The 21,470-nt window shown below is 41.4% G+C and carries 20 protein-coding genes; 8 read left to right on the top strand and 12 right to left on the bottom strand.

All coding sequences use genetic code 11. From position 1 onward, the window contains the following. The first annotated feature begins 4 nt into the window (after positions 1–4). Both V7K32_RS25645 and V7K32_RS25640 read left to right on the top strand, forming a co-directional pair. Positions 5–613, top strand: a complete 609-nt coding sequence (locus tag V7K32_RS25645; protein ID WP_334997257.1) for a chemotaxis protein CheC — start codon at positions 5–7, stop codon at positions 611–613. A 50-nt stretch (positions 614–663) separates the two neighbouring features. After that, positions 664–2,277 (top strand): hybrid sensor histidine kinase/response regulator, encoded by a 1,614-nt coding sequence (locus V7K32_RS25640; RefSeq protein WP_334997428.1) that lies wholly within the window; start codon positions 664–666, stop codon positions 2,275–2,277. A gap of 188 nt (positions 2,278–2,465) precedes the next feature. Here the strand turns inward: V7K32_RS25640 and V7K32_RS25635 are convergent, their stop codons facing one another. Beyond that, a complete protein-coding gene (locus V7K32_RS25635) occupies positions 2,466–3,311 on the bottom strand; it encodes a GNAT family N-acetyltransferase (RefSeq protein WP_334997255.1) in 846 nt (281 codons plus the stop codon). Positions 3,312–3,776: 465 nt separating this feature from the next. Between V7K32_RS25635 and V7K32_RS25630 the strand changes: the two genes are divergently transcribed. Beyond that, entirely contained in the window at positions 3,777–4,172 is a 396-nt protein-coding gene (locus V7K32_RS25630; RefSeq protein ID WP_334997253.1) for a peptidoglycan-binding domain-containing protein, read from the top strand. Between the two features lie 367 nt (positions 4,173–4,539). Here the strand turns inward: V7K32_RS25630 and V7K32_RS25625 are convergent, their stop codons facing one another. Both V7K32_RS25625 and V7K32_RS25620 read right to left on the bottom strand, forming a co-directional pair. Then, complete coding sequence (locus V7K32_RS25625) at positions 4,540–6,897, bottom strand: FUSC family protein (protein WP_334997251.1); 2,358 nt, start codon at positions 6,895–6,897, stop codon at positions 4,540–4,542. A gap of 157 nt (positions 6,898–7,054) precedes the next feature. Further along, positions 7,055–8,101 (bottom strand): glycosyltransferase, encoded by a 1,047-nt coding sequence (locus tag V7K32_RS25620; RefSeq protein ID WP_334997249.1) that lies wholly within the window; start codon positions 8,099–8,101, stop codon positions 7,055–7,057. Between the two features lie 406 nt (positions 8,102–8,507). On the opposite strand from V7K32_RS25620, the gene V7K32_RS25615 reads away from it, so the two are divergent. Beyond that, complete coding sequence (locus V7K32_RS25615) at positions 8,508–8,852, top strand: hypothetical protein (RefSeq protein WP_334997247.1); 345 nt, start codon at positions 8,508–8,510, stop codon at positions 8,850–8,852. Continuing rightward, positions 8,849–9,256, top strand: coding sequence for a type II toxin-antitoxin system tRNA(fMet)-specific endonuclease VapC (gene vapC, locus V7K32_RS25610; protein ID WP_334997245.1), 408 nt, complete (start codon positions 8,849–8,851; stop codon positions 9,254–9,256). The genes V7K32_RS25615 and vapC overlap by 4 nt, the downstream gene beginning before the upstream one ends. Before the next feature lie 2 nt (positions 9,257–9,258). Here vapC and purU read toward each other — a convergent pair whose 3' ends face one another. The 3 genes from purU to V7K32_RS25595 form a co-directional block, all read right to left on the bottom strand. Next, entirely contained in the window at positions 9,259–10,134 is an 876-nt protein-coding gene (purU, locus tag V7K32_RS25605; RefSeq protein ID WP_334997243.1) for a formyltetrahydrofolate deformylase, read from the bottom strand. A 26-nt stretch (positions 10,135–10,160) separates the two neighbouring features. Beyond that, on the bottom strand, positions 10,161–10,787 hold the full coding sequence (locus V7K32_RS25600) for a DUF4340 domain-containing protein (RefSeq protein ID WP_334997241.1): 627 nt from the start codon (positions 10,785–10,787) through the stop codon (positions 10,161–10,163). An 84-nt stretch (positions 10,788–10,871) separates the two neighbouring features. Continuing rightward, positions 10,872–12,554, bottom strand: coding sequence for a GldG family protein (locus tag V7K32_RS25595; protein ID WP_334997239.1), 1,683 nt, complete (start codon positions 12,552–12,554; stop codon positions 10,872–10,874). 129 nt (positions 12,555–12,683) lie between these two features. Between V7K32_RS25595 and V7K32_RS25590 the strand changes: the two genes are divergently transcribed. Next, positions 12,684–13,058 (top strand): four helix bundle protein, encoded by a 375-nt coding sequence (locus V7K32_RS25590; RefSeq protein WP_334997237.1) that lies wholly within the window; start codon positions 12,684–12,686, stop codon positions 13,056–13,058. 14 nt (positions 13,059–13,072) lie between these two features. Here V7K32_RS25590 and V7K32_RS25585 read toward each other — a convergent pair whose 3' ends face one another. From V7K32_RS25585 to V7K32_RS25575, 3 genes are all read right to left on the bottom strand, one after another. Further along, on the bottom strand, positions 13,073–13,885 hold the full coding sequence (locus V7K32_RS25585; protein WP_334997235.1) for an ABC transporter permease: 813 nt from the start codon (positions 13,883–13,885) through the stop codon (positions 13,073–13,075). Further along, positions 13,886–14,890, bottom strand: a complete 1,005-nt coding sequence (locus V7K32_RS25580; RefSeq protein WP_334997233.1) for an ABC transporter ATP-binding protein — start codon at positions 14,888–14,890, stop codon at positions 13,886–13,888. A 135-nt stretch (positions 14,891–15,025) separates the two neighbouring features. Next, entirely contained in the window at positions 15,026–15,889 is an 864-nt protein-coding gene (locus tag V7K32_RS25575; protein ID WP_334997231.1) for a pirin family protein, read from the bottom strand. Positions 15,890–16,071: 182 nt separating this feature from the next. Here V7K32_RS25575 and V7K32_RS25570 point away from each other — a divergent pair, with 182 nt between their 5' ends. Together V7K32_RS25570 and V7K32_RS25565 are read left to right on the top strand one after the other, a co-directional pair. Next, complete coding sequence (locus V7K32_RS25570) at positions 16,072–16,494, top strand: winged helix-turn-helix transcriptional regulator (RefSeq protein WP_334997229.1); 423 nt, start codon at positions 16,072–16,074, stop codon at positions 16,492–16,494. 164 nt (positions 16,495–16,658) lie between these two features. Next, positions 16,659–16,916 carry a hypothetical protein gene (locus V7K32_RS25565; protein WP_334997227.1) on the top strand — a complete coding sequence of 86 codons (258 nt, stop codon included), beginning with the start codon at positions 16,659–16,661 and terminating at the stop codon, positions 16,914–16,916. 260 nt (positions 16,917–17,176) lie between these two features. Here the strand turns inward: V7K32_RS25565 and V7K32_RS25560 are convergent, their stop codons facing one another. From V7K32_RS25560 to V7K32_RS25550, 3 genes are all read right to left on the bottom strand, one after another. Then, the gene (locus V7K32_RS25560) at positions 17,177–18,913 is read right to left on the bottom strand and encodes a diflavin flavoprotein (protein WP_334997225.1); all 1,737 of its coding nucleotides are present in this window, start codon (positions 18,911–18,913) and stop codon (positions 17,177–17,179) included. A gap of 98 nt (positions 18,914–19,011) precedes the next feature. Continuing rightward, positions 19,012–19,524, bottom strand: coding sequence for a phosphate-starvation-inducible PsiE family protein (locus V7K32_RS25555; RefSeq protein WP_334997223.1), 513 nt, complete (start codon positions 19,522–19,524; stop codon positions 19,012–19,014). Between the two features lie 103 nt (positions 19,525–19,627). Then, on the bottom strand, positions 19,628–21,358 hold the full coding sequence (locus tag V7K32_RS25550) for a diflavin flavoprotein (protein WP_334997221.1): 1,731 nt from the start codon (positions 21,356–21,358) through the stop codon (positions 19,628–19,630). Positions 21,359–21,470: the final 112 nt, after the last annotated feature.

Raw genomic sequence — 21,470 nt, 5'->3', positions numbered from 1 at the left:
TTTCATGAATGTGACAGCAGAAGAACTGGATGCCCTGCAAGAGTTAATTAATATTGGAGTCGGTCGAGCAGCGAGTCTACTTAATGAAATGGTAGATTCTCACATTCGTCTGAAAATTCCGGTTGTGAAAGTCTTAACTGCTACAGATGCATATCAAGAATTAACAAAACGATTTCATGATGATACTTTGGCATCTGTAAAACTACGCTTTACAGGCTCTTTTTATGGTACTGCTAGCTTAATTTTTCCAACCGACAGCGCATCAACATTGGTTGCAGTGCTTACAGGTGAAAAGCCAGGTTCGGTTGATCTAGATGCGGTGAAAATTGGCACCCTGAGCGAAATTGGTAACATTGTCATAAATGGCGTTATGGGTTCACTCAGTAATGTGCTAAAGAAGCATCTAAACTACACCTTGCCCGTTTATTTAGAAGATACCCTTGAAAATTTATTATTATCTGCATACGAGAGTGATTCAAAAATCTTACTGGCACAAGCCAGTTTCACGATTGAACGCTTAGAAATTATTGGAGATATTATTTTAATCTTTCTGGTAGGCACTTTTGATGCGCTGATCAATGCAATAAAGGAGGAAATAGAAATAATAAAATAATATAATAGTAGCAAAAATTGTTGATGAAAGTATTAAAATTTGATAATACAATGAATATAATTGAACAAGCTCAGGAAAAATTTAGCCTTTTAGATAAAATTCCTTTGGGAGCTTTTGTTCTACAGCCAGATTATATTGTTATCTTTTGGAACTGCTGTTTAGAGGAATGGACAAAAATTCCCAGAAATAAGATGTTGGGAAATTCTATTCATGAATATTTTCCTCATCTGAATCAACCTCGTTATGTTAGCCGATTGCAGCAAATTTTTCAAGGCGGCCCTCCGACAATTTTTTCCTCTCAACTGCATAAATATATTATTCCAGTACCTATATCCAAAGATAAATACCGCATTCAGCACACAACTGTTACTGCTGTGTCTGCATTGGATGGAGATAAATTTTATGCTCTATTTTCAATTGAAGATTTGACAGATTTAACGTTCCGAGTTCAGGAATATAAAATCCTCCGCGATCAGGCTTTAGAAATAGCAGAACAACGCCAACGGGCAAAAGAAGTTGCTGAGACAGCAAACCGAATTAAAGATGAATTTTTAGCAATTGTTTCTCATGAACTTCGTTCTCCTCTTAATCCAATTTTAGGCTGGGCAAAGCTATTAAAGAATCGCTCATTAAACGAAGCTACTACTGTGCGTGCCATTGAGACAATCGAACGAAATGCTGAATTACAGGCTCAGTTGATTGAAGATTTGTTGGATATCTCTCGCATTCTGCAAGGCAAGCTAGCACTTAATTTAGAAATTGTTAATCTTGTTTTTACTATTGAAGCTGCCTTAGAGACAGTGCAATTGGCAGCAGAAGCAAAGTCCATTCAAATTAATCTTTATTTGGATAGAAAAATTGGACAAGTAAAGGGTGATAGTAGTCGTATTCAACAAATTATTTGGAATTTGCTGTCTAACGCTGTTAAATTCACACCATCGGGTGGACAGGTTGAAGTCTACCTAGAACAGATTAATTCTGAGGTACAACTGAGAGTTAGTGACACGGGTAAAGGTATTACTTCTGACTTTTTGCCATACGTATTTGAGTATTTTCGTCAGGCAGATAGTCGTACAACCCGAAGTTTTGGTGGACTAGGGCTTGGTTTGGCGATTGTGCGCCAACTTGTGGAGTTACATGGCGGTACAGTTTTGGCAGAAAGCGCTGGAGAAGGACTTGGTGCGACGTTTACAGTTTGCTTACCCGTATTTCAACATCTGGAATTAGGAAGTGAAAATCACAATGTATCAGGTGATTCCTATCCATCTTGTATACTTTATGCTCCACTAGAAGGAATACGTTTGTTAATTGTAGATGATAATGTTGATACCCGTGAGTTTCTGGCTTTTTTATTAGAACAGCAGGGAGCAATAGTGACGATCGCAGCATCAGCCAGTGAAGCCCTGACTGCAATTATGCAGTCAAAGCCAGATTTGCTGTTAAGCGATTTAGGGATGCCAGATGTTGACGGTTACACTTTGATCAGAAAGTTACGCGCAATGCCCGCTAACTTAGGTGGGCAAATTCCGGCGATCGCCCTAACTGCTTACGCCGCAGAAACGACACAAAAACAGGTTTTTACAGCCGGATTTCAACTACATATCGCTAAACCAGCCGATCCTGCCAAATTGGTAGCTGCGATCGCAGCCCTTGTTAAGAATTGACCTTGTAAACTACTCCCAATACTGCTCGGATAACACCAAAAGCCTTGTGTAGAGACGCTTTCTTCGTTGCGGGACGTTCGCGGAGCGTCTCGTAGAGAAGTGCAATTTCGCGTCTCTACAAGGGTTTCAGGTTACGCATATTTAATTTCTGGAGATGTCTATTAGGTAAACATGTTCTTTGTCCGTCTTTAACCTAGTTCTAAACTTGTCACAGCAAAGATGCGATAAATAGGTAAATTAGGAATTTCTTTAGTATACATCCGAGCAGTTTGAGAAACTGGTTGCAATTGGTAACGTTGAACTAGGTCAATCGCTTGTAGATTTGCATCCGGCACATCAAAAAACACTGGAGCATGAGGATTTTGGGCAAGCAAGGCTTGAAATAATGCTTCAGCAATCTGTTCATCATTAGCAAACAGTGGCCCAACCCTAAAACCTGTATGGGCAGATCGGATAACTCCGTAACCAGCAAGATATCCATTTTTGAGAAACCCGAAAGCAGTACTTTCTGGTTGTTCAATCCAATGTTGCAGAAACAGCGATCGCTTAGAAGGAAAAAGTTGGCAATCGTAAGCCACCAACTCTTCAAAAGGCACTGATTTGAGATCCACGATCCCAGCAGACACAACACCGCCACCCACGCCTTCATAACGAATATGGTTATAAGCGATTTGGAAACCAGACTTTTTGTAGTTATCTTGTTGAGCTACTACACCATCCAAGCCGATGTTACGATCGGCACTTAGATAGTCTATTGCTGTCTTCCAAATTTTCATACCCAACCCCTGCCCACGAAACTGGGGTTTCACAATGTAAAAACCTAGAAAGCCAAAGTGTGGATCGTAAGCAACAGCAGAAATGCACCCCACTGGCTCACCATTCAACTCACCCAAGAAAAAACCGCTCTCATCAGTTTGATAAAAAGATTGAGCATCATACTTTCCTGGATTCCAACCTTCGGTTGCTGCCCAAGTAATCGCCAAATCCATTTCCGACCTGTTCATTGGGCGGACGATGAAATTATCAGTGGTCATAATATCTTCTTACTGCTAGGCTGTTAACTATTTAACTTCGCTTTCGCAAACTGAGCGATCGCTCTTAATATTACTTTTTTGTATAGCTGCGACTTCCAGTCGCTTGAGCATTATTTACTCAAATACTACTGTTCTATTACCATATACTAATACACGATTTTGCAAGTGCGATCGCCATTTTTTTAGCGGTGACTTAAGGATTTTAGGAAAATTCTCACAAATCAAGAGTAAGACCTTGTGCGACACAATTCTAAATAAATTAGTCATGCTTTTGTCACAATTTTGCAATAGCTCTGTCAATATAACGTGTGATGCTATAGCTCTGGGTTAAAAAATAGACTCCCTCTATACTAAACCCACACACCACAGTCTACCGAGGAGAATCACTATAAGGCACTAATCCTTATTTGGATGACTCTTCTAATCAAAATTGCCAGATTCTCATAGTTAGAAGGAACAAAACAAATGAATTGGAAAGTACTTGCGTTGCTCCCTGCCTTGGCTTTAGCTACTGCTGCGCCTGCTTATTCTTTAAGCAATAAAAGCCACAATACAGCTACTGCTACCCAGATTGCTCAAAATACCCAGGCTGGCGGCACCATGAAAAAGGCTAATGCTGTCCACAGGGTTAATGCCAAGCATAATAGTATGGCAAACCGTAGTACTGTACTCACAGTAGGTAGCAGAGGAGAAGGAGTTAGAACTGCTCAGAATTTGTTAAAACAGCAAGGATTCTATACTGCAAGTGTGAATGGTGTTTTTGATAACAAGACACGTTCAGCGGTGATGAAATTTCAGAAGTCTAAAGGATTAAGAGCAGACGGAATAATTGGACACCAGACTTTGGCATCTCTTAAATAAAATGGTTTCAGCTTCGTAAATAAAATTATGCGGCGTTGCATATTTATGGGATGATCTGGCAACTTCTAAAATTCCCCCCCTGCCTCAAGAGCTTGCCCCAATTCATCCCACTGTTTTGCAACACCAATTATATCAAGTATATGAAGTCCGGTGAATCACTTATGATTACCGTATCTGTGCAAAAATCGGAAAAGCCTCTTTCTCCCTGTTCCCTGCGCTCTAAATGATAAGTAGACATCTCCAGAAATTAAATATGCGTAACCTGAAACTCTTGTAGAGACCCGAAATTGCACTTCTACGTGCCGCTACGAAGAAAGCGTCTCTACATTCATTTTCGCAGATGTCTAGTCTTTAGCCCGACATGATATTATTCTTGCAGACGAGCAATTACACAGTGCATAACTTTAATTTCATTAACAATTCGATCCAGTTCTGTGGAGAGCGGAGTTTGTTCTAGAACGGCTTGCAATGTGGGAGTTAAAGTGTTGAAATTGGTAGCAATTTCTGATAACCGAGCAGTATGTAGCTGTTCAATTTGTTTGTGAATTGCTTCGAGATAGCTATCCAGGGCTGGTAATGGTTGAGGTGGCTGTCCCTGCCCTTGGGCATCTGCTAAGTTTTCCAAAACTTGGACAATGGTATCAGCAAGTAGCTTGATTTCAGGAAATTGGTACTCACCGCTAAATTCTCGCAGATGTTCTGCCAAAGTTGTTACCGAACTGAAAAAGCCACGAATGTATATCATCAGCGTCATTACAGGTTCGATTTCTCCCTGAATGTGACGAGGTTCGCTGAATAATCGTTGAGCTGCGGCGTTGGCGTTGGCGTTCTCTAGTGCTGCTTGGTGACGTAGCATGTTGATAGAATCAGCAAAGGCATTATGTTCTGGATGGAGATAGTTAGCTATTACTTGCTGAAAGTAAGCAAGATTAGCTCGAATTGTCTTTTGCAGTTGTGCAGGAAGTTGCTGTCGTTCCCAGCGAGGAAAAAGCAAATAGCTACCAAGCAGTGCTAAGACACCTCCAGCCAAGCTATCAAAGATCCGCAATATTCCAACCTTCCAACCACCTGCACTAATAATGTTGAGTAGCAAGATGATGGCGGGAGTCAGCAGTATGATAAATAAGCTGTAGCTTAACGATCGCACCGACATCGCCACAAACACCAGCAGCAGGAAACAAACTGCACTCGCTAATGAATTCTTAACTAGTAAAACCAGAGCAATACCGATAATTCCACCCAAAATAGTGCCAACAACTCTTTGTACTGTTGTCTGTGACGTTCCACCAAAGTTGGGTTTAAGTGCAACTAAAGCTGTTAGCGTTATCCAGTAGCCTCTAGGTAGTTGCAATAGCGAGGCAAGTAATTCAGCAAGGGTTGTTATTAGTGCGAGGCGTAATGCATGACGAAACAGGACTGAATCAAAAGTGAAATTATTTCGCAGTGTATCAATAATTGTAGAACGCTCTGCTTGGGCTGGGGGAGAAATATCTCGCTGGGCATTGCTGTTGCGCTGTTTTCCCAGGCTTAAATCTGTAACAATCTCTGCATCAGTATGAATTTGCTCTGCCAGTTTTGTCAGACTGGCTGTAATCTTGCCAAGGTTGAGGAGAGCGGAATAGTTATCTGTCTGAGCATTGATGGTTTGATTGAGGATTTGAGAACGCAGAACTTGTCTTTGGTGTTCTAGTGCTTCGAGACTCCGATCGAGATCCCCTAAGTGAGGTGAGCTTTTTCCTTTAGCGTAGACGCGTTGGCGTTCGCGTAGCGTCCCAAAGGGAAGCCTCTCGTAGAGAAGCGGCTTGTCGTTAGACATCGCTTGTGATAACATTTGCAGAGCAATTGCCGACTGTTCTATCACTTGCTGAATTTCTGGCTGTAACCGAGAAAATAGTTGATGTTCGGATGCGATCGCTAATAGTTCGCTCAGTGCTACAACAGAATTGACAATTTGATTTATATCCTCAATTAATACGAGTAACTGATTTCCCCGCAGGTTAGCTCCTTTTTGCCTAGTCCAGATAGTTGTCCAGACGCTACGGGCAGATGTTAAGTTTTGAATAACTGTATCCTGAGCTTGCAAAAATCGCTGTTCCCACTGTTGATGATTTTTTGGATTTAATGCTCTCTGGTTTGCCAAGTCCACAAATCTGCTTAATGACAGATAACAGTTAGCGACTGTCTGTATTGCAGGTACATCAGGACGCACCACCCACAGTCCCAATGACAAGACAGTTGTCCATGTTCCACCAGCCAGACATAGCCCACAGTGTTGAATAAGAGTAGACAAATTAGAAAATGAAGCGAATTTAGCCAGCGCAATCACATACATAATTGAAGTAATCAAGCTGACAGATGCAGCCACGTTGCCATAGAGGCTAGCTAAACCTGTAATAAATATTACCAAGAACGTGGTCGGGACAGCTAACCAGAGATGACTGCTAACCAGACTTGCGATTAGGAACATTACAGTTACCCCAATTGTAGCTGCGATCATAGCGATCGCTCGCTGACGGTAGGCTCCGTCAACATTTACCATGCCAACGAACCAAGCTGCCATAGTGGCGATCGCACTTTCAGCAGTATGATTTGTAATGATTCCAATTCCAATGGGGACACCCAGTATAAAAAGGCTACGCAATCCAGAGGCAATGGCGGGCTTACCTGGCTGGAGTTGAAACTGCTGTAAGAACCAACTCAGAGGACGTTTATCTGTAAATGACATTATGAAACTGGCGACTATAACAAAGTGCGATCGCTTCTTACAGCATTTTAGCCATTCTTGAAATAACTATTTTTTCTCTGTAAGGAAGGTGATTAAACAAACTTCCACTTTGCGGTATTAGCCAAGTCATAATAGCGAGCAATAAAACCATCAATATTTACCTTTTGCGAGGAGGTTTTACACTGATATTAGGTAGTTTATATTCCCAATAGTTTTCTTTCAAAACCCAGTGTAAAAGTTCTGGATGTTTGCGAACTGCATTTTGATGAAACTGATAACCTCTTTCATAGGCTAGTCTAAAGCGGTCTGCTAGAATTGATATTTCTAACCCTTCATTTATAGAATGTAGAATTTGTTTTTTTAAGTTTTTTAGAAAAAATTTCCAGCGAAATGTAAGATTTACGGTTGGTTGTACTTGATTTTTAACGAAATTTCCCCCATCTTTCCTAATCTGTGTATATGAATCAGCAACTCCTTGATAGAAAAATCTTTTATTAAAATATTCGGGAGTCATTCTTGAACGAGAAACCTCATGAAATACCAGAGCTTGAGGATGATAAATTGCTTTATAGCCTAGTTTTTTAGATTTTTGGGTAAGCCCTGTTTCTCCATCACCTTGAAAATGTTGTAGATTTGAGGGGATACAATCTGGATGAAAGCCACCAAGTTCAAACAGTATTTTTTTACGAATAGAAAAGTTTAGTCCCCAAACGTAGTTGGCATCAATTTCCTGCACTTGATCTCCAAAGTCTAATAAGCTTAAATATGCACATAGTTTGCGGTTATCATTTTCACGCCAGAAATATTTTAGCCATCTGGGTGGTTCGACTTCATATTTAGGTAAATTACGTCCTCCAACAATTTGCACAGTAGGATCAGTGAAAGCTTCATGAATAGCTTGTAACCAATTAACATCAGCTTCAATGTCATCATCAATAAATGTTAAAATCTCTCCCTGAGCAGCGTTAGCTCCTCGATGCCTTCCTGATAAAAGTCCCGGTTCAGGTTCATATATATAATAAATTTGATGAGATGGATACTGCTCTATAATTGTTTCTGATACAGATTTGGTTGCATCCGTAGAACCATTATCTAAAATTAAGATTTCAAACTGCTCAACTGGAAAATTTTGTTTAATTAGCGACTCTATTGCTAATTGGAGTGACTGAAAACGATTGACAGTTGGTATGATTATTGAAATCATAAATTTTCTCTATTAATTTATTGGTATATTCGTAAAATTCAACAGTTTGGACTACATCATCCACCCAAATGATCAAAGAATTAGTAATTCATAGTTCATAAATTTTAGGTATACTGAAAACGGCTAATAGCTGGACTTTTGCTTGAGGGGCTGGAAGCTTTGTTTAATAAGACTTTTAACAATTCTTGAAAAGTCAAGTTTCAAACCGTTTTTAGTATAACCGTTCACAGGGGGGAGAGAATTTACTACAAAGCCTCAAAACTTTGTTCAGCAGGCTTTTTAGCCGATTTAGTTTCATTGACAAACTATACCTAAAGTGGCTATTAACAGGTAAAAAACGAGTCAAACTAATTTCATCCCTGAAGAGTGAAAGTAAAATAAAATTATCCTCCACTTAAACCCCATCATGGCTATCCCAGAACTCGAACAACAACTCCTTCAGCTTTCCCCCAACGATAAACTGTATATTATCCAATTTCTTGCCCAAAGCCTGACCGCACTAAACACCCACCCAGACCAACCCAGCAAACTTTCAGAATTCTTCCGTCAATTCCCCCTAGCTGAACTCACCGAAGAACTCGACCTTAGCCGAGGCTGGACATTACTAAAAACCCTCATTGAGTCCCTACAACCAGAAACCCAAATCGAAACGCCAGAATATCCCCTGACTAAATTCTATGGATGTATCCAAGATGAAACATTCTTTCGCCATCCCCAAGGACAACAACAAGAACGCGAACCCATCCTGTGAAATTTCTGCTAGATACTAACACTTGCATTATCTATATACGTGGTAAAAATTTCACCTTAAAGCAGAAACTAGAAACCACTGCTACCAAAGATATTACCGTTTGCTCAATCGTCAAAGCTGAACTATTTTATGGGGCAATAAAAAGTGCCAACCCAGAACGTAATCTTACCTTACAGCAAGAATTTTTAGCTCAATTTATATCACTACCGTTTGACGATCTCGCAGCAATGACATTTGGAATTATTCGATCTCAGTTAGAAGCATTAGGCACTCCAATTGGAGCTTATGATTTACAAATTGCCGCCATCACACTGACAAATAACTTAACCCTTGTTACCCATAACACTAGAGAATTTAAGCGGGTTAATAATTTGCTGATTGAAGATTGGGAGATAGATAATTGACATCACTCAAATACCACTGTTCTATTACCATATACTAATACGCGATTTTGTAAGTGCGATCGCACCGCTCTTGCTAATACAACTCTCTCCAAATCTTTGCCTTTTCTCACCAAATCATCCACTTCATCGCGGTGACTGACTCGCACCACATCCTGTTCAATAATTGGCCCTGCATCTAAATCAGCAGTGGCATAATGAGCCGTTGCACCAATAATTTTTACACCACGTTCAAAAGCTCGGTGATAAGGGTTTGCTCCGATAAAAGCTGGTAGAAATGAATGATGTATATTAATAATTTGCGGAAATTGATTAATAAAATCTGCACTAACAATCTGCATATATTTCGCCAATACAACTAAATCTATTTTGTATTGGCGGAGTAATTCTAGTTGTTGGGCTTCTTGTTCTGATTTATTATCTTTAGTAATAGGAATGTGCTGGAAGTCGATATTAAATTGCTCTGCAACTACCTTTAAATTAGAATGGTTGCTAATAATTAAAGGAATTTCAGCAATAAATTCTTTAGCGCGTTGTCGCCAAATTAAGTCAAATAGACAATGGTCTTGCCGACTTACCCAAATAGCAATGCGTGGTACTGTATCAGAAAAACGTATTTCCCACTTAGCACCTAAAGGTTGGGCGAACACTCCGTGATGCTTCGCAAACGCACTAAATGCAGGTGCAATAAACTCTCGCGGCATATTTAACCCCTCTAATTGCCATTCAATGCGGGTAAGGAATAACCCAGCAGCAAAATCTGTATGTTGATCTGCATGAATAATATTACCACCATTAGAATAGATGAAATTGGCAAATTTCGCTACCAATCCCCGTTGATCGGGGCAGGAAATCAGCAATGTTGCTGTCGGATTTGTCATAATAATATCGCCAGATTTTGAATTAATTATTTGCTGTTTGTCGGAGTCGGTTTAGGAATGGTGAGCGGAGGAAGTTTCTGACTATTATCTACAGGTTGTTTCCACTCTGATAATTCCCGATTTACGGCATTTGCAAAATCTGTAGATACCAACAGCACATTTATATTTCCATCGGGTTTTGTAGCAGGGTCTGCTTGAGCATACAAGAAATGCCCGTTAAAGTTAGATTTACCCAAAAGCAGCTGATGGCTTTGTCGGTTTTTCAGGGTGATATTGATGGTTGCTTGGGGTTGATCTAAGGCAAATTCTCCAAGCTCTTTTGGTGGAGTTGAGAGAGTGCGTTCACTATTACCTTTGACCAACAAATCCATTAAATAAGAAACAATAGCATCATTTGCTGGCAGTGCGATCGGAGATTTAATTAACCACTTGTGGTTACTACTAGATTCAGGGTTCCGTTCCAGATTCAGAGTGAGTTTTTTTGTCGTGACTGTTAAAGACTGCACATCATCTTCTCCAAAAGAGAAAATTTGCTGCTTTTGCTCCTTGGCTTCTTCTCGCACAGTCGCACCCCGAATTTCATGGAAATAAACAAAACCACCTAAACCTAGCGCTAGCAGTATTAAAATTAAAGTCGTTCTCGGAAATTTCATTTTTTAGTCATTTGTCATTTATCATTGGTAAAGAATTAATATTTATAACTCCTAACTCCTAACTTCTAACTCTTAACTCACTTATTACCTTCGTTTCCACCAAATAATAAGTGCGATCGCAAACCCAATTAAGGGTAAAAGTAACAGAGATGACAATATTAAAAGATTACCTTGTGTGGTTGTCAGGGTTATCCGGCGGTTTTTCGGTTCTTTGGGGCGAATAGAAAGGGGTTGCTCCCCCTGTTGACTCAGCCAAGTAACTGAGTTGAGGAATACATCTCCATTTAATTGCTGTTGAAACAAACCATCGGTGGCGAAATTGGAATTTCCTAAAACCACTAACCGGGACTCGGTGGCTGTTTGAGATGAGGGAGTGGGCGCAGGGGAGGCAGGGGGGGCAGGGGAGGCAGGGGAGGCAGGGGGAGTGGGGGAAGCTTTGCTTTGAGTGGTTGGTGATGGTAAGGGTGAAGGTGTCGGTGCAGGTTGGGGAGTGAAAGCAGATTTGGGTGTTTGTTTTCTGGTTAAGGCAACGCCCAAGGTTAGAGGCCCTTTCAGGTCTTTACCCTCATTAAACTCCAATTTTTCGCTTTGGAGGTCGCTTTCTGCCCAGCTTTTGGGATAGGGTTTGGTTCGTAGCAGTGGAGTAGCCTGAACACCAGGCACAGAGGTAATTTCCAGTGGTCGGGCAATCGGATAAAAAGAATTACCGTTACCGAAATCTTTGGTAATTGGATGTTGTCCGTATTCTGTGACTAAGGGCGCAGCAGGGCCAAGTCCCACGATGCTTTCGCCAGAGACATCGACTGCTAAACGATTATCCAGACTAACACCCCACTCTTGTAGCAAGCTGTTAAGTTTGGGATCGGTATTAGGATCAATCATCAGCAGTAAGTTACCGCCGCGATTAAGATATTCTTGCAAAGCTTTGACTTCACCTTCAAACAGCCCTCGCTTGGGGCCAGCTACTATCACTACAGCCGCATCTTGAGGAACTTTGGAAGTTTCTCCTAAATTCAAGGGTGATGTTGCAAAATTTTTATCGCCTAATGCCTGAACTGCTTGTGATATTGCATCTTTACCGGGCGAAAGTTGGCGTTCGCCATGACCTTGCAGTAAGTAAGCTTTGGCTGTGGTTGAATTTGTTAGTTGTTGCAGGCGACTAGTTAATCTTATTTCTGATAATCGCTCATTTTCATTTATCGTCTGCACTAATTGCCGTTTATTGCCAGATTCTAAATAAACTTCCCCGTAATCTTTAACGCCAAACTTTTCTGCAAGTCCTGGTCTAGTTTGGGGGTCGATATACTCATATTTAAATTTTGAGCTTTGGCGTTGATAATTTTCTAGCAGTTCTTTGTCTTGGGGATTTTGGTTAATATCAAACACCCATACTTTAACTGGCTGTGGTAAAATCCTCACCAGTTCTTGTGACTGGGGTGCAAGGGTAAACAATTGAGCCTCTGTTAAATCTGCCCGCAAGTGGTAGCGAGTTCCCAAAAAGTTAATCAATCCCAAAATTGCCAACACTGCTAGAGTTGCTACTAGGGCATTAGTTCCAGCTTGGGTAGAACGACGTTTCCACCAGTTAGTTTCGTAGCTTTGCCATATTATCCCCAACCCACTGATGACAATTCCTGTAATCAGAAATACTAATGGGATTAGTCCCCACTGTTCAGAGATTAACCCAACTGTTAAGCCGACAGTAATTAGGAACGGCCCCAACCAAAACAGATATTTCCACAGTTTCTTTTTTGCAACTATCTTCATATTATTTGTCATTTGTCATTTGTCATTTGTCATTTGTCCTTGGTCATTGGTCATTGGTCTACAAATAGTGACAATTTAAAATATATGGACGAAAATTGATTGACTAAAAATAAGTATATAACTGAATAAATGGCAACAAAGCGTTTCCAAGAATTACAGGTTTATCAATTATCAGAACACTTGGCAGATAACATTTGGAAAATTGTTGAAGGATGGAATTTTTTTGCAAAAGATACGATTGGTAAACAGATTGTACGTTCGGCAGATAGTATCGGTGCCAATATAGCAGAAGGTGTAGGAAGAGGTAGTTTTCAAGATAATAGACGTTTTATCAAAATAGCGAGAGGCTCTTTGAATGAAACTCAACATTGGTTAAGACGGGCTTATACTCGTAATCTTTTAACTACCGAACAGATAAATGCAATAAAAACAATCATTAACGAACTAGCACCTAAATTAAACTCCTATCTAAACTCAATTCGCAATGTTCCAAATGACAAATGACAAATGACAAATAACTATTGCCTTTGAAAACGCAGTGCATCAATTGATTGAGCTGTGAGAAAAATACCCAAAAAAATGTAACTGGCGAATAAAATTAAGGCGCTGGTATCAAAAATGCCTTGAATTAAGGTGTTGTAATGTTTCAGCAATGAGAGATAACCTAATGCTTCGCCCAACGGGCCAGGGACAATTTTGGCGATTAAATCAATCAATAACAATAATAAAATTACTGCAAACGTGAAAACGGCAGATAGAATTGTGCTGTCTGTTAACGAAGAAATAAACATTCCTAAAGATAAAATTGCTGCTGCTAGCAAGATTAATCCAAAATGACCCACTAAGGGAATTGAGAGGGCCATTGGTGGATTCGATCCACTGATGGCGATCGCTTCAAACACTAGCATGGGTACAACCATCGTGGTAAAAAATGTTAGCACTCCTAATAACTTACCTAAAGCTACCGCCCAATTGGTGATTGGTGACGTGGCTAATAATTCTAAAGTGCCGCGTTTACGTTCTTCGGCATAGAGTCCCATCGAAAGTATTGGCAGGATAAACAACAATAGCCACCCCATGCGATCCAAAAATGCCCGGATAAATTCGTAGGGGACATCTATCGGCGGTACTGGTACTCCTTGTTGTTGCCCTTGTGCATCTATTGCCGCGACTCCTACCAAAATGCCATCTGGCCCTAGCAAAATCATCACCCAGAATAACCCCGCGATGAACCAAAATATGCCTGCTGCCGCATAAGCCAAAGGTGATACAAAATAACTCTGTAACTCTCGGCGATAAATGGCAATAATATTACTCAGCACTACACCCATTTACGCTGCCTCTCCTTCGTTGTCTGCTGCTAAGTCTACCTCAGTATCGAAATTTTTTTCTTCTGTGGTCAGTTGCAAGAATACATCTTCTAAGGTAGCGTTAACTCGCTTCAGTTCATGTAAACCGAATCCTGCACGCACCAAGGTTGCAACAATATCCTTTCCTGGTTCTTTTCCCGGTTGCGATATTACCCGCAAATAAGCTCGATTTTCCTGGGGTTGATGACCTCCGGTTGTCGGAATTGATTCTATCAAACTCACACCCGCGACTTTTTGCAATACCTGTTTTGCTAGGGCAGCTTCTCCTTCTATTTCCAATTCATACCCTGAGCCACCTGTCAACTGAGTCATTAAGTTTTCTGGTGTATTAGTTGCCACAACTTTACCGCGATTGATGATGGCGACGCGGCTACAAGTCATGCTCACTTCTGGCAGAATGTGCGTGGAAAGAATAATTGTGTGAGTCCCAGCGAGACTTTTAATTAAATTCCGCACCTCAATTATTTGTCTGGGGTCGAGGCCAACGGTGGGTTCATCTAAAATAATTGCTGGTGGATCGTGGACGATCGCTTGAGCAATTCCGACTCTTTGGCGATATCCTTTAGAGAGTTTGCGAATAATCACCCGCCGCTTATCTTCTAAGTTGCAGCGTTCGATGGCGGCTGTTACCTTATTGGGGCGATCGCCTGCTGATACTCCCTTAATTCGGGCGACAAAATGTAAAAATCCCTCTACCGTCATGTCTGGATATAACGGCGGTGTTTCCGGTAAATAACCAATTCGTTGGCGTACAGCCAGGGAATTTTCATGGACATCATAACCAGCAATCCGAGCATTTCCATTGGTTGCCGGTAAATAACCAGCTAAAATCCGCATCGTTGTAGTTTTCCCAGCGCCATTGGGGCCCAACAACCCTAAAATTTCCCCAGGTTCGACGCTAAAAGTGACATCAGTAATCGCTGGGGTGGAACCGTATATTTTACTTAGATGTTCAACTTCGATCATCGGTATAGTGGCGATCGCAATTTATTAAGATACCCAACAATCTTAGATCAGGATGTTGGGTATGAGCGATTGGCACTAAGATTATGGGAGCAAGGCGATTTTCTAAGGTCAAGTTATACGAGATGGCGGATATACTCAGTGCAACCGACCTTCACTCCGAAGCTTGTTACCGAGGCGTTTAATCTCAGTTTCGCCTTTATATAAGGCATCTGCGCTGGTGTGAACCGAGTAGTAACCCAACACTAAATCGTGTGGATGCTTGATGGCGGAACCAAGCATGAAGGTGGTGTCACCTTGGGCATGGAAATCAATGGCAGTATCTGATTCCTCAAAAACCACAAGCTCCCCAGATGCCAACGTATTATCATCGGTATGCAGCATTCCAGCCTGTACCGCAACCCAGCACACGGTGCTACCTACATCTGGTTCAAAGCGCCAATGCTCCTGATCCTTAAGTTGCACAACAAGGTAGTTTATGGATGGTGGTGCAGGAATAGGGCTTTTTGCAGTACCATACCGACCCAACACCACACGCACCGCCCCTGACTCTTCTACCTGATGCGGAGGCAGATAGATGCTTTGTGCAAGAGCTTGCTCTTGCTCAGGCGGCAGGGCGATCCAAAGTTGAAAGCCCAGCATGAGTCCGGGGGCAGGCTCCCCTCTGTGCCATACACCGCCGCCAGCACGCATCCACTCAACACCTCCTTGTAGCAGCTTACCTTGCTTGCCCGTGCTATCTTCATAAAAAAATCCTTCACCCGACAGCATAAAGGTAATTGTCGCAATGCCTGAGTGGGGATGCCATCCAAAGCCAGATGTAGTAATAGATTGTGCTTCAAAATAATCGAGAAACACGAATGGCTTGATCATCTCTCCAAGGTCAGACGGACTCACCAAGCGAGTAATCGGGCCGCTTCGCTGTCCTCTGGTGCGATGAATGATCTGGCGCTTGCGGGAAGAGGGAGTGCTGTCTACTGTCATCAAATGCAAAGATGTCATGCTTGATTTTTCCATAACCATTACGCTGCCTTATGAGATATTTCAGTCGCCCGTTTTTCGAGTCTGTCAAAGCTTCAGATGATAAATTTCTCGCTTATTTCGGTTATTGCCAGTTATCTAGTTATTAAAGGTAACAAGGTCTATTATAGTAACTAACAAAATAACCGCAAGAAGGCACAATTATGTCACAAGGTTACAACGATGTTCCTCTGTCTAGAAATATCAACCATACTGAGCAATCTTGCGCTCCCGTGCGTGAAGTTTTGAGCCTTGTCGGTGATAAATGGAGTGTATTGATTGTCGTCATACTCAGTGATGGCCCGCTACGTTTCAGTGAGTTACGCCGACGGATTGATGGCATTTCTCAGAGGATGCTTACCCGCACATTGCGCGAACTTGAACGTAATGGGCTAATGACGCGGACTGTTGAGCCAACTGTACCGCCCAGCGTTTATTATCAGTTAACAACACTGGGACTAACTCTGCTAGAACCAGTTAAGGCGCTTGCTTCATGGACGCAGACAAACTATCCCCAAATCATTCTGGCGCAGCAGAAATTTAATGAGAATATCGCTCTTTTATCACTCCAAGTAGAGGAGAATTAGAAATTTTGCGAAAGTGGTTATGAGGATGTGGACGCGCTAGACATATATAAGTTAGCGTAGCCGCATAAATAATGACGTTGAAAAAAGTATGTCTATTGATTGTACAGACCCTTGGTGGTGAAAAAACGATACATATCAGTGCAAACAATAAAGGGGAATCAATTATGCCGGAAATAAGCTTTGGAGACTGGTTACGTTCTCAATCTGGGGAAGACACTAATATAGGTGACTTAGCGGTTGACTGTAAGCGCACAGGATGGAATGGACACACCTATGATTCTCTGATAGATGACATAGACTCTATATCAGGGCATTACCTAGCGCGTGAGGCGGCTTGGGACGCTTACGAAAAGTTCTATGGACATAAACACACAGAACACGAACAACATATACTTGATTGGGCTTTTTTAGTAAAGAAGTAACATTGTCAGCTCAAACAATAGCATTGTTAGCCGGAACAATAGCATCGTTAGCCGAAACAATGGCATTGTCAGCCAAAACAATGCCATTCCAACTCTAAAAGACTTGTGTGTACCTGACTTTTCACGTTATGTAGGAAAGCGCAGGAAGAACCTAACCCCCTAACCCCCAACTCGTAGCGGGAAGGGGGAAAATTCAAAGTCTCTCTCCTAAAAGGAGAGAGATTTAGAGAGAGGTTTTCCACATACCGTAAAAAGTCAGGTTAATAATAGCTGCCAGATTTACGATGCTCTAAAGCAGTGACACCATCATTTTCTAACACTTCACCGCGATCGATGACGGCATAAATTAACCATCGATCGCCACATTCAAGCTGATTTTGCACCGTACATTCTAAATAGGCTAATGCCTCATTCAAAATCAAACTACCATTAAGAGCAGTTTTTGTGTCAAGATTTGCAAAGGGATTATCGCCTAAAGTACTATGACGAGAGAAATAGCGTCGGACATTTCTTCCTTCTTTAAGGATATTCAGCACAAAATTATCACCAGGATGATGCATTAAATCTGCATTTTGCTCGTTAGCGATCGCAATCATAATTCCTGGTGGGTTAAAAGTTGCCTGCGATACCCAAGAAGTTAAAACCCCTTTGTGAGTTTCTTCATCACGAGTTGTCACAACACACAAAGAACCAATGATCCGCCCTACCGCTTGTTCGGTACGATCTACATGGGTTTCTGTCACAACCTGGCGAGAAGAACGCAGTTTTTTAGTTTTCTTTAAGTTTTGGGCAAAGAAAGCACCTGCTTCTTGACACTGCTGGAGAATCTCAGGAGTAGGGCTAAAACGCACCCTAATTGTTTCAAATCCTAGTTGATAATTAGCATCTTTGAGCTTGCTTTCGATTAAATCTATTGCCTCGCCACTCCAACCATAAGAACCAAATACCCCTGCTAACTTAGTTTTAGCCGCCACAGAGAGAACTATTCCTAAAGCAGTTTGAATTTGAGTAGGTGCATGTCCGCCTAAAGTGGGTGAGCCGATAATCAAGCCATCGCAAGCTTCTACAATGCGGTTAATCTCCGCTGAATCGGCTAGTTCACAGTTGATTGATTCTACATTAATTCCATTTTGAATCAAACCTTGAGCGATCGCATTCGCCATAATTGCTGTATTTCCATAAGCAGAAGCATAAAGCAAAGCGACACTCAACTCTTGAGATTTTTGCCCTTGACACCATTGACGGTAATCATAGGTAAAACGACTCAGGCTGTAACGGACAATAGGGCCATGTGCTGGGGCATAACATCTGGCTCCCAAAACCGACAACTTATCTAAGGCTACTTCAACTTGTTTAGCTTGGGGTGCATGAAGACATTCAAAATAGTAACGACGTTCCGCATCTAACGCCTTCCAATCTTCATCAAACAAAGTATCTTCGCAAATATGAGCGCCAAAAAGTTTGTCTGTGTAAAGAATTTTTGTGGCGGGATCGTAGGTACAAAGTCCATCCGCCCATCGAGGGGTTGGTACGGTGGTAAATGATAGATGATGTCCTTGTCCTAAATCTAGAGTATCCTGCGATCGCATCGCTTGAATAGGTGACTCAAATTCGGGAAAGGCAGTTTTTAGAGCATTGGCGGCGGGGCGAGAACAAATTATAGTGGCTTGGGGAACCAGAGATAGCAATACTTGCAGAGTTGCGCTGCGGTTTGGGTTGACATGACCGAGAACAATGTAATCTAGAGTGGTGAAATCTAGATGTTGTGCTAGTTGCTGAAGGTAAATTTCAGTAAAAGATTCACCGGGGGGGTCAATTAAAGCCTTTTTATCAGCTTGAATCAGATAAGAATTTGCCGTAGTTCCCCGTTGGCGGGAATACTCCACCTCAAATTTTAGTCTGTCCCAAGTCCGCGATCGCAGAATCAGAGTATTTTTACCAATTTCAACAACTTGTACATCTTTGCTATGGTTGGGCGTTAATGTTGCAACAGACATAATAATCTCTTTTAATTAGGAATTGGGCATGGGGCATTGGGCATTGGGGATGGATAAATAATCAATAGTTCTACTTTCCGTGCGTCCCCTGCTTGTTTTTAATGACCATTGGTTTGTGTTAATTCAGACTTAACTTTGCTTCTATAGCGTTTAGATGCTTCTTGTTCCGGGTCGATACCTTCAAAAGTCGGGGGTAGCCAAACTCTGAGAAACAGTAATATTCCCAGCACTAATAAAAAGGCACAAGTCGCTAAAACTTGACTCCAATTAGTTTCTAGAACACCTTTAACAATGACTTCTCGCAAGGCGGAAACGATGGAAACTTCAACAGCTACACCAATAGATACTCGATGTTCCTGTAGGTAGATAATCAGTAGTCGAAATAACTCAACCAAGATAAGTAAAAAGAGAATATCGGCAGTAACAGCATGAAAATCTAAAGGTGGAAGTAAGGAGAGAAACATATCTCTCACCTGAAGCACCATGAAGCTAAATAAACCGATACACAAAGAAATTACAATTAAATCTTGGATAAATTCCAAGGTTCGCACAACGCGCGCCCGATTGATTTCGTACATACTAATCGGAGTATTCTCAGCAGATTTATACATAGTTATAGGGAGTTAGGAGTTAGGAATTGGGAATTGTGAAGATGAGGGAGATGAGGGGACAAGGAGAATAACCATGCCCAATGCCCCATACCCCATTGCAAATTTAGTAATGATTGCCAATTTTGCGGTGATGGGCGGCTGTAAGTGCATGTAGTTTGGCAACTCTTCCAGTTTGGACTGTGCTATAAATTACCCAATGATCTCCACAATCCATGCGGCTAGTGATTTCACATTCCATGTAAGCTAAAGCTTCAGCTAAAACGGGCGATTCATTTTTTGCTGGATATGTTTTCACTCCAGCAAAGCGGTCTGCACCAGGAGCAAAACGTTTGAGGAAATGTTTCATTAATCCTTGATATCTGCCTTCTTCTAAAACGTTTAAAACGAAGCGATCGCCAACGTGCATCAAAGATTCAATTGCCCGATCTTTGGATACTGCGATCGCTACTCCTAAAGGCTCAAGACTCGCTTGTGTCACCCAAGAAGCAAACATTGCGCTCTGAATTTCTCCTTTTTTGGCGGTGATAATATACAATCCTGTGCTAATCCGCCCTAAAGCTTTTTCTAGCTCGCTATTGATAGATTTGATTTGTTTTATGGTGCGATCGCGGGTCAACCATTGACCCATATCTGTCCCCGCTTCATCACAAAGCTGTTCCGTTGCTTGAGTAGGAATTTCTTTAACTAAGATAGGAGGAAAACCTTCAGTTAATCCCAGTTCTTGAAACTTATTCCGTAAAGGATAAACAGGTTCATCTTCTCCACCTCCTGACTCTAATAAACCAATTGTCTGTTTCTTGTTAACAGCAGCTAAAATTGTACTTAAAGCAGCTTGAGCCATCACCGAAGATTGGGCTGGCATTGCAATTACCAAACCAGAAGCTTGTGCAACTAATTCTCGAACTTCTTGAGGCTCGGCACTATTAAGTTCTACTAATTCTACTGCTACGCCAGTTTTCGCGCATCCATGAGCTATGGTACGAACTAAATGCTCGCTATGCCCGTAATCTTCAACATAAAATAGAGCTACTAATGTCTCTGCTTTTGCTTGTTCTAAACTCCAGTTTTGATAGCGTCCGAGCCATTCGGAGATATAGTGTTGCAATAAAGGGCCATGTCCCGTAGCAACTGTGACTATTTCTAACTTTTCAATCCGCTTTAAAGCTGCCAAAACAGATCGGGCATTGGGACCCATGAGACAATCATAGTAATAGTGAAAATCTTCTTCTATTGAAGTAATATTTTCATCATAAGTGTGGTCATCACAGTAGTGCATCCCAAACACATCGCAAGTGTAGAGAGTGCAAGTTTTGTGGTCATAAGTCAAGATTGTATCAGGCCAGTGTAAGTTAGGTGCAGAAATAAATTCTAATTCGTGTCCATTGCCTAAATCTAATCGCTCTCCACTTTTCACCTGCATTGATTTAAAAGGCTGGTGAACCATATTTTCTAAAAATTGAATAGCTACCTTAGCACCGACAACAGTAATGGAGGGAGCTAATTGCAAAATATTTTTTACTAATCCACTATGGTCGGGTTCCGTGTGGCTGATAATTAAGTAATCTATTTTAGCCGGATCAATTAATCCCACCAGTATCTCAAAATATAATTCCTCAAACTTGCGGTGAGATGTGTCAACTAAGGCAATTTTTTCTCCCTGAATTAAGAAAGAATTATAGGTTGTACCATTCCGTAAACCAAACTCGATATCAAAACGTTCTCGATCCCAGTCGAGACAACGGATAGCAGTCGTTTGAGGAGCAATTTCAACAGTTTGAATCGTCAAACGTCCTGGATTGGGAATAACTTGAGTAAGCTGTGTGAGTGCAACCATTTATTTTCTCCAAAAATAATATTATCTGGAGCGAGTGTTATGTTTCTATATTTACCTGAAACACTCAATTAGTAAAATGCCAATTTCTAAAGATAACCATCAGAAAGATTTA

Source organism: Nostoc sp. (assembly GCF_036917635.1).
Taxonomy (GTDB): Bacteria; Cyanobacteriota; Cyanobacteriia; order Cyanobacteriales; family Nostocaceae; genus Nostoc.
The sequence above is the reverse complement of the archived record's forward strand: the minus strand, read 5'-3'. Positions and strand labels throughout refer to the sequence as shown.

Coding starts and splice junctions, on each gene's coding strand:
- V7K32_RS25615 (WP_334997247.1), top strand. CDS start 8,508: ATGGCTATCCCAGAACTCGAACAACAACTCCTTCAGCTTTCCCCCAAC.
- V7K32_RS25565 (WP_334997227.1), top strand. CDS start 16,659: ATGCCGGAAATAAGCTTTGGAGACTGGTTACGTTCTCAATCTGGGGAA.
- V7K32_RS25645 (WP_334997257.1), top strand. CDS start 5: ATGAATGTGACAGCAGAAGAACTGGATGCCCTGCAAGAGTTAATTAAT.
- V7K32_RS25600 (WP_334997241.1), bottom strand. CDS start 10,787: ATGAAATTTCCGAGAACGACTTTAATTTTAATACTGCTAGCGCTAGGT.
- V7K32_RS25555 (WP_334997223.1), bottom strand. CDS start 19,524: ATGTATAAATCTGCTGAGAATACTCCGATTAGTATGTACGAAATCAAT.
- V7K32_RS25635 (WP_334997255.1), bottom strand. CDS start 3,311: ATGACCACTGATAATTTCATCGTCCGCCCAATGAACAGGTCGGAAATG.
- V7K32_RS25625 (WP_334997251.1), bottom strand. CDS start 6,897: ATGTCATTTACAGATAAACGTCCTCTGAGTTGGTTCTTACAGCAGTTT.
- V7K32_RS25590 (WP_334997237.1), top strand. CDS start 12,684: ATGGCAACAAAGCGTTTCCAAGAATTACAGGTTTATCAATTATCAGAA.
- V7K32_RS25580 (WP_334997233.1), bottom strand. CDS start 14,890: ATGATCGAAGTTGAACATCTAAGTAAAATATACGGTTCCACCCCAGCG.
- V7K32_RS25620 (WP_334997249.1), bottom strand. CDS start 8,101: ATGATTTCAATAATCATACCAACTGTCAATCGTTTTCAGTCACTCCAA.
- V7K32_RS25550 (WP_334997221.1), bottom strand. CDS start 21,358: ATGGTTGCACTCACACAGCTTACTCAAGTTATTCCCAATCCAGGACGT.
- V7K32_RS25630 (WP_334997253.1), top strand. CDS start 3,777: ATGAATTGGAAAGTACTTGCGTTGCTCCCTGCCTTGGCTTTAGCTACT.
- V7K32_RS25595 (WP_334997239.1), bottom strand. CDS start 12,554: ATGAAGATAGTTGCAAAAAAGAAACTGTGGAAATATCTGTTTTGGTTG.
- V7K32_RS25560 (WP_334997225.1), bottom strand. CDS start 18,913: ATGTCTGTTGCAACATTAACGCCCAACCATAGCAAAGATGTACAAGTT.
- V7K32_RS25585 (WP_334997235.1), bottom strand. CDS start 13,885: ATGGGTGTAGTGCTGAGTAATATTATTGCCATTTATCGCCGAGAGTTA.
- V7K32_RS25570 (WP_334997229.1), top strand. CDS start 16,072: ATGTCACAAGGTTACAACGATGTTCCTCTGTCTAGAAATATCAACCAT.
- V7K32_RS25575 (WP_334997231.1), bottom strand. CDS start 15,889: ATGACATCTTTGCATTTGATGACAGTAGACAGCACTCCCTCTTCCCGC.
- V7K32_RS25640 (WP_334997428.1), top strand. CDS start 664: ATGAATATAATTGAACAAGCTCAGGAAAAATTTAGCCTTTTAGATAAA.
- purU (WP_334997243.1), bottom strand. CDS start 10,134: ATGACAAATCCGACAGCAACATTGCTGATTTCCTGCCCCGATCAACGG.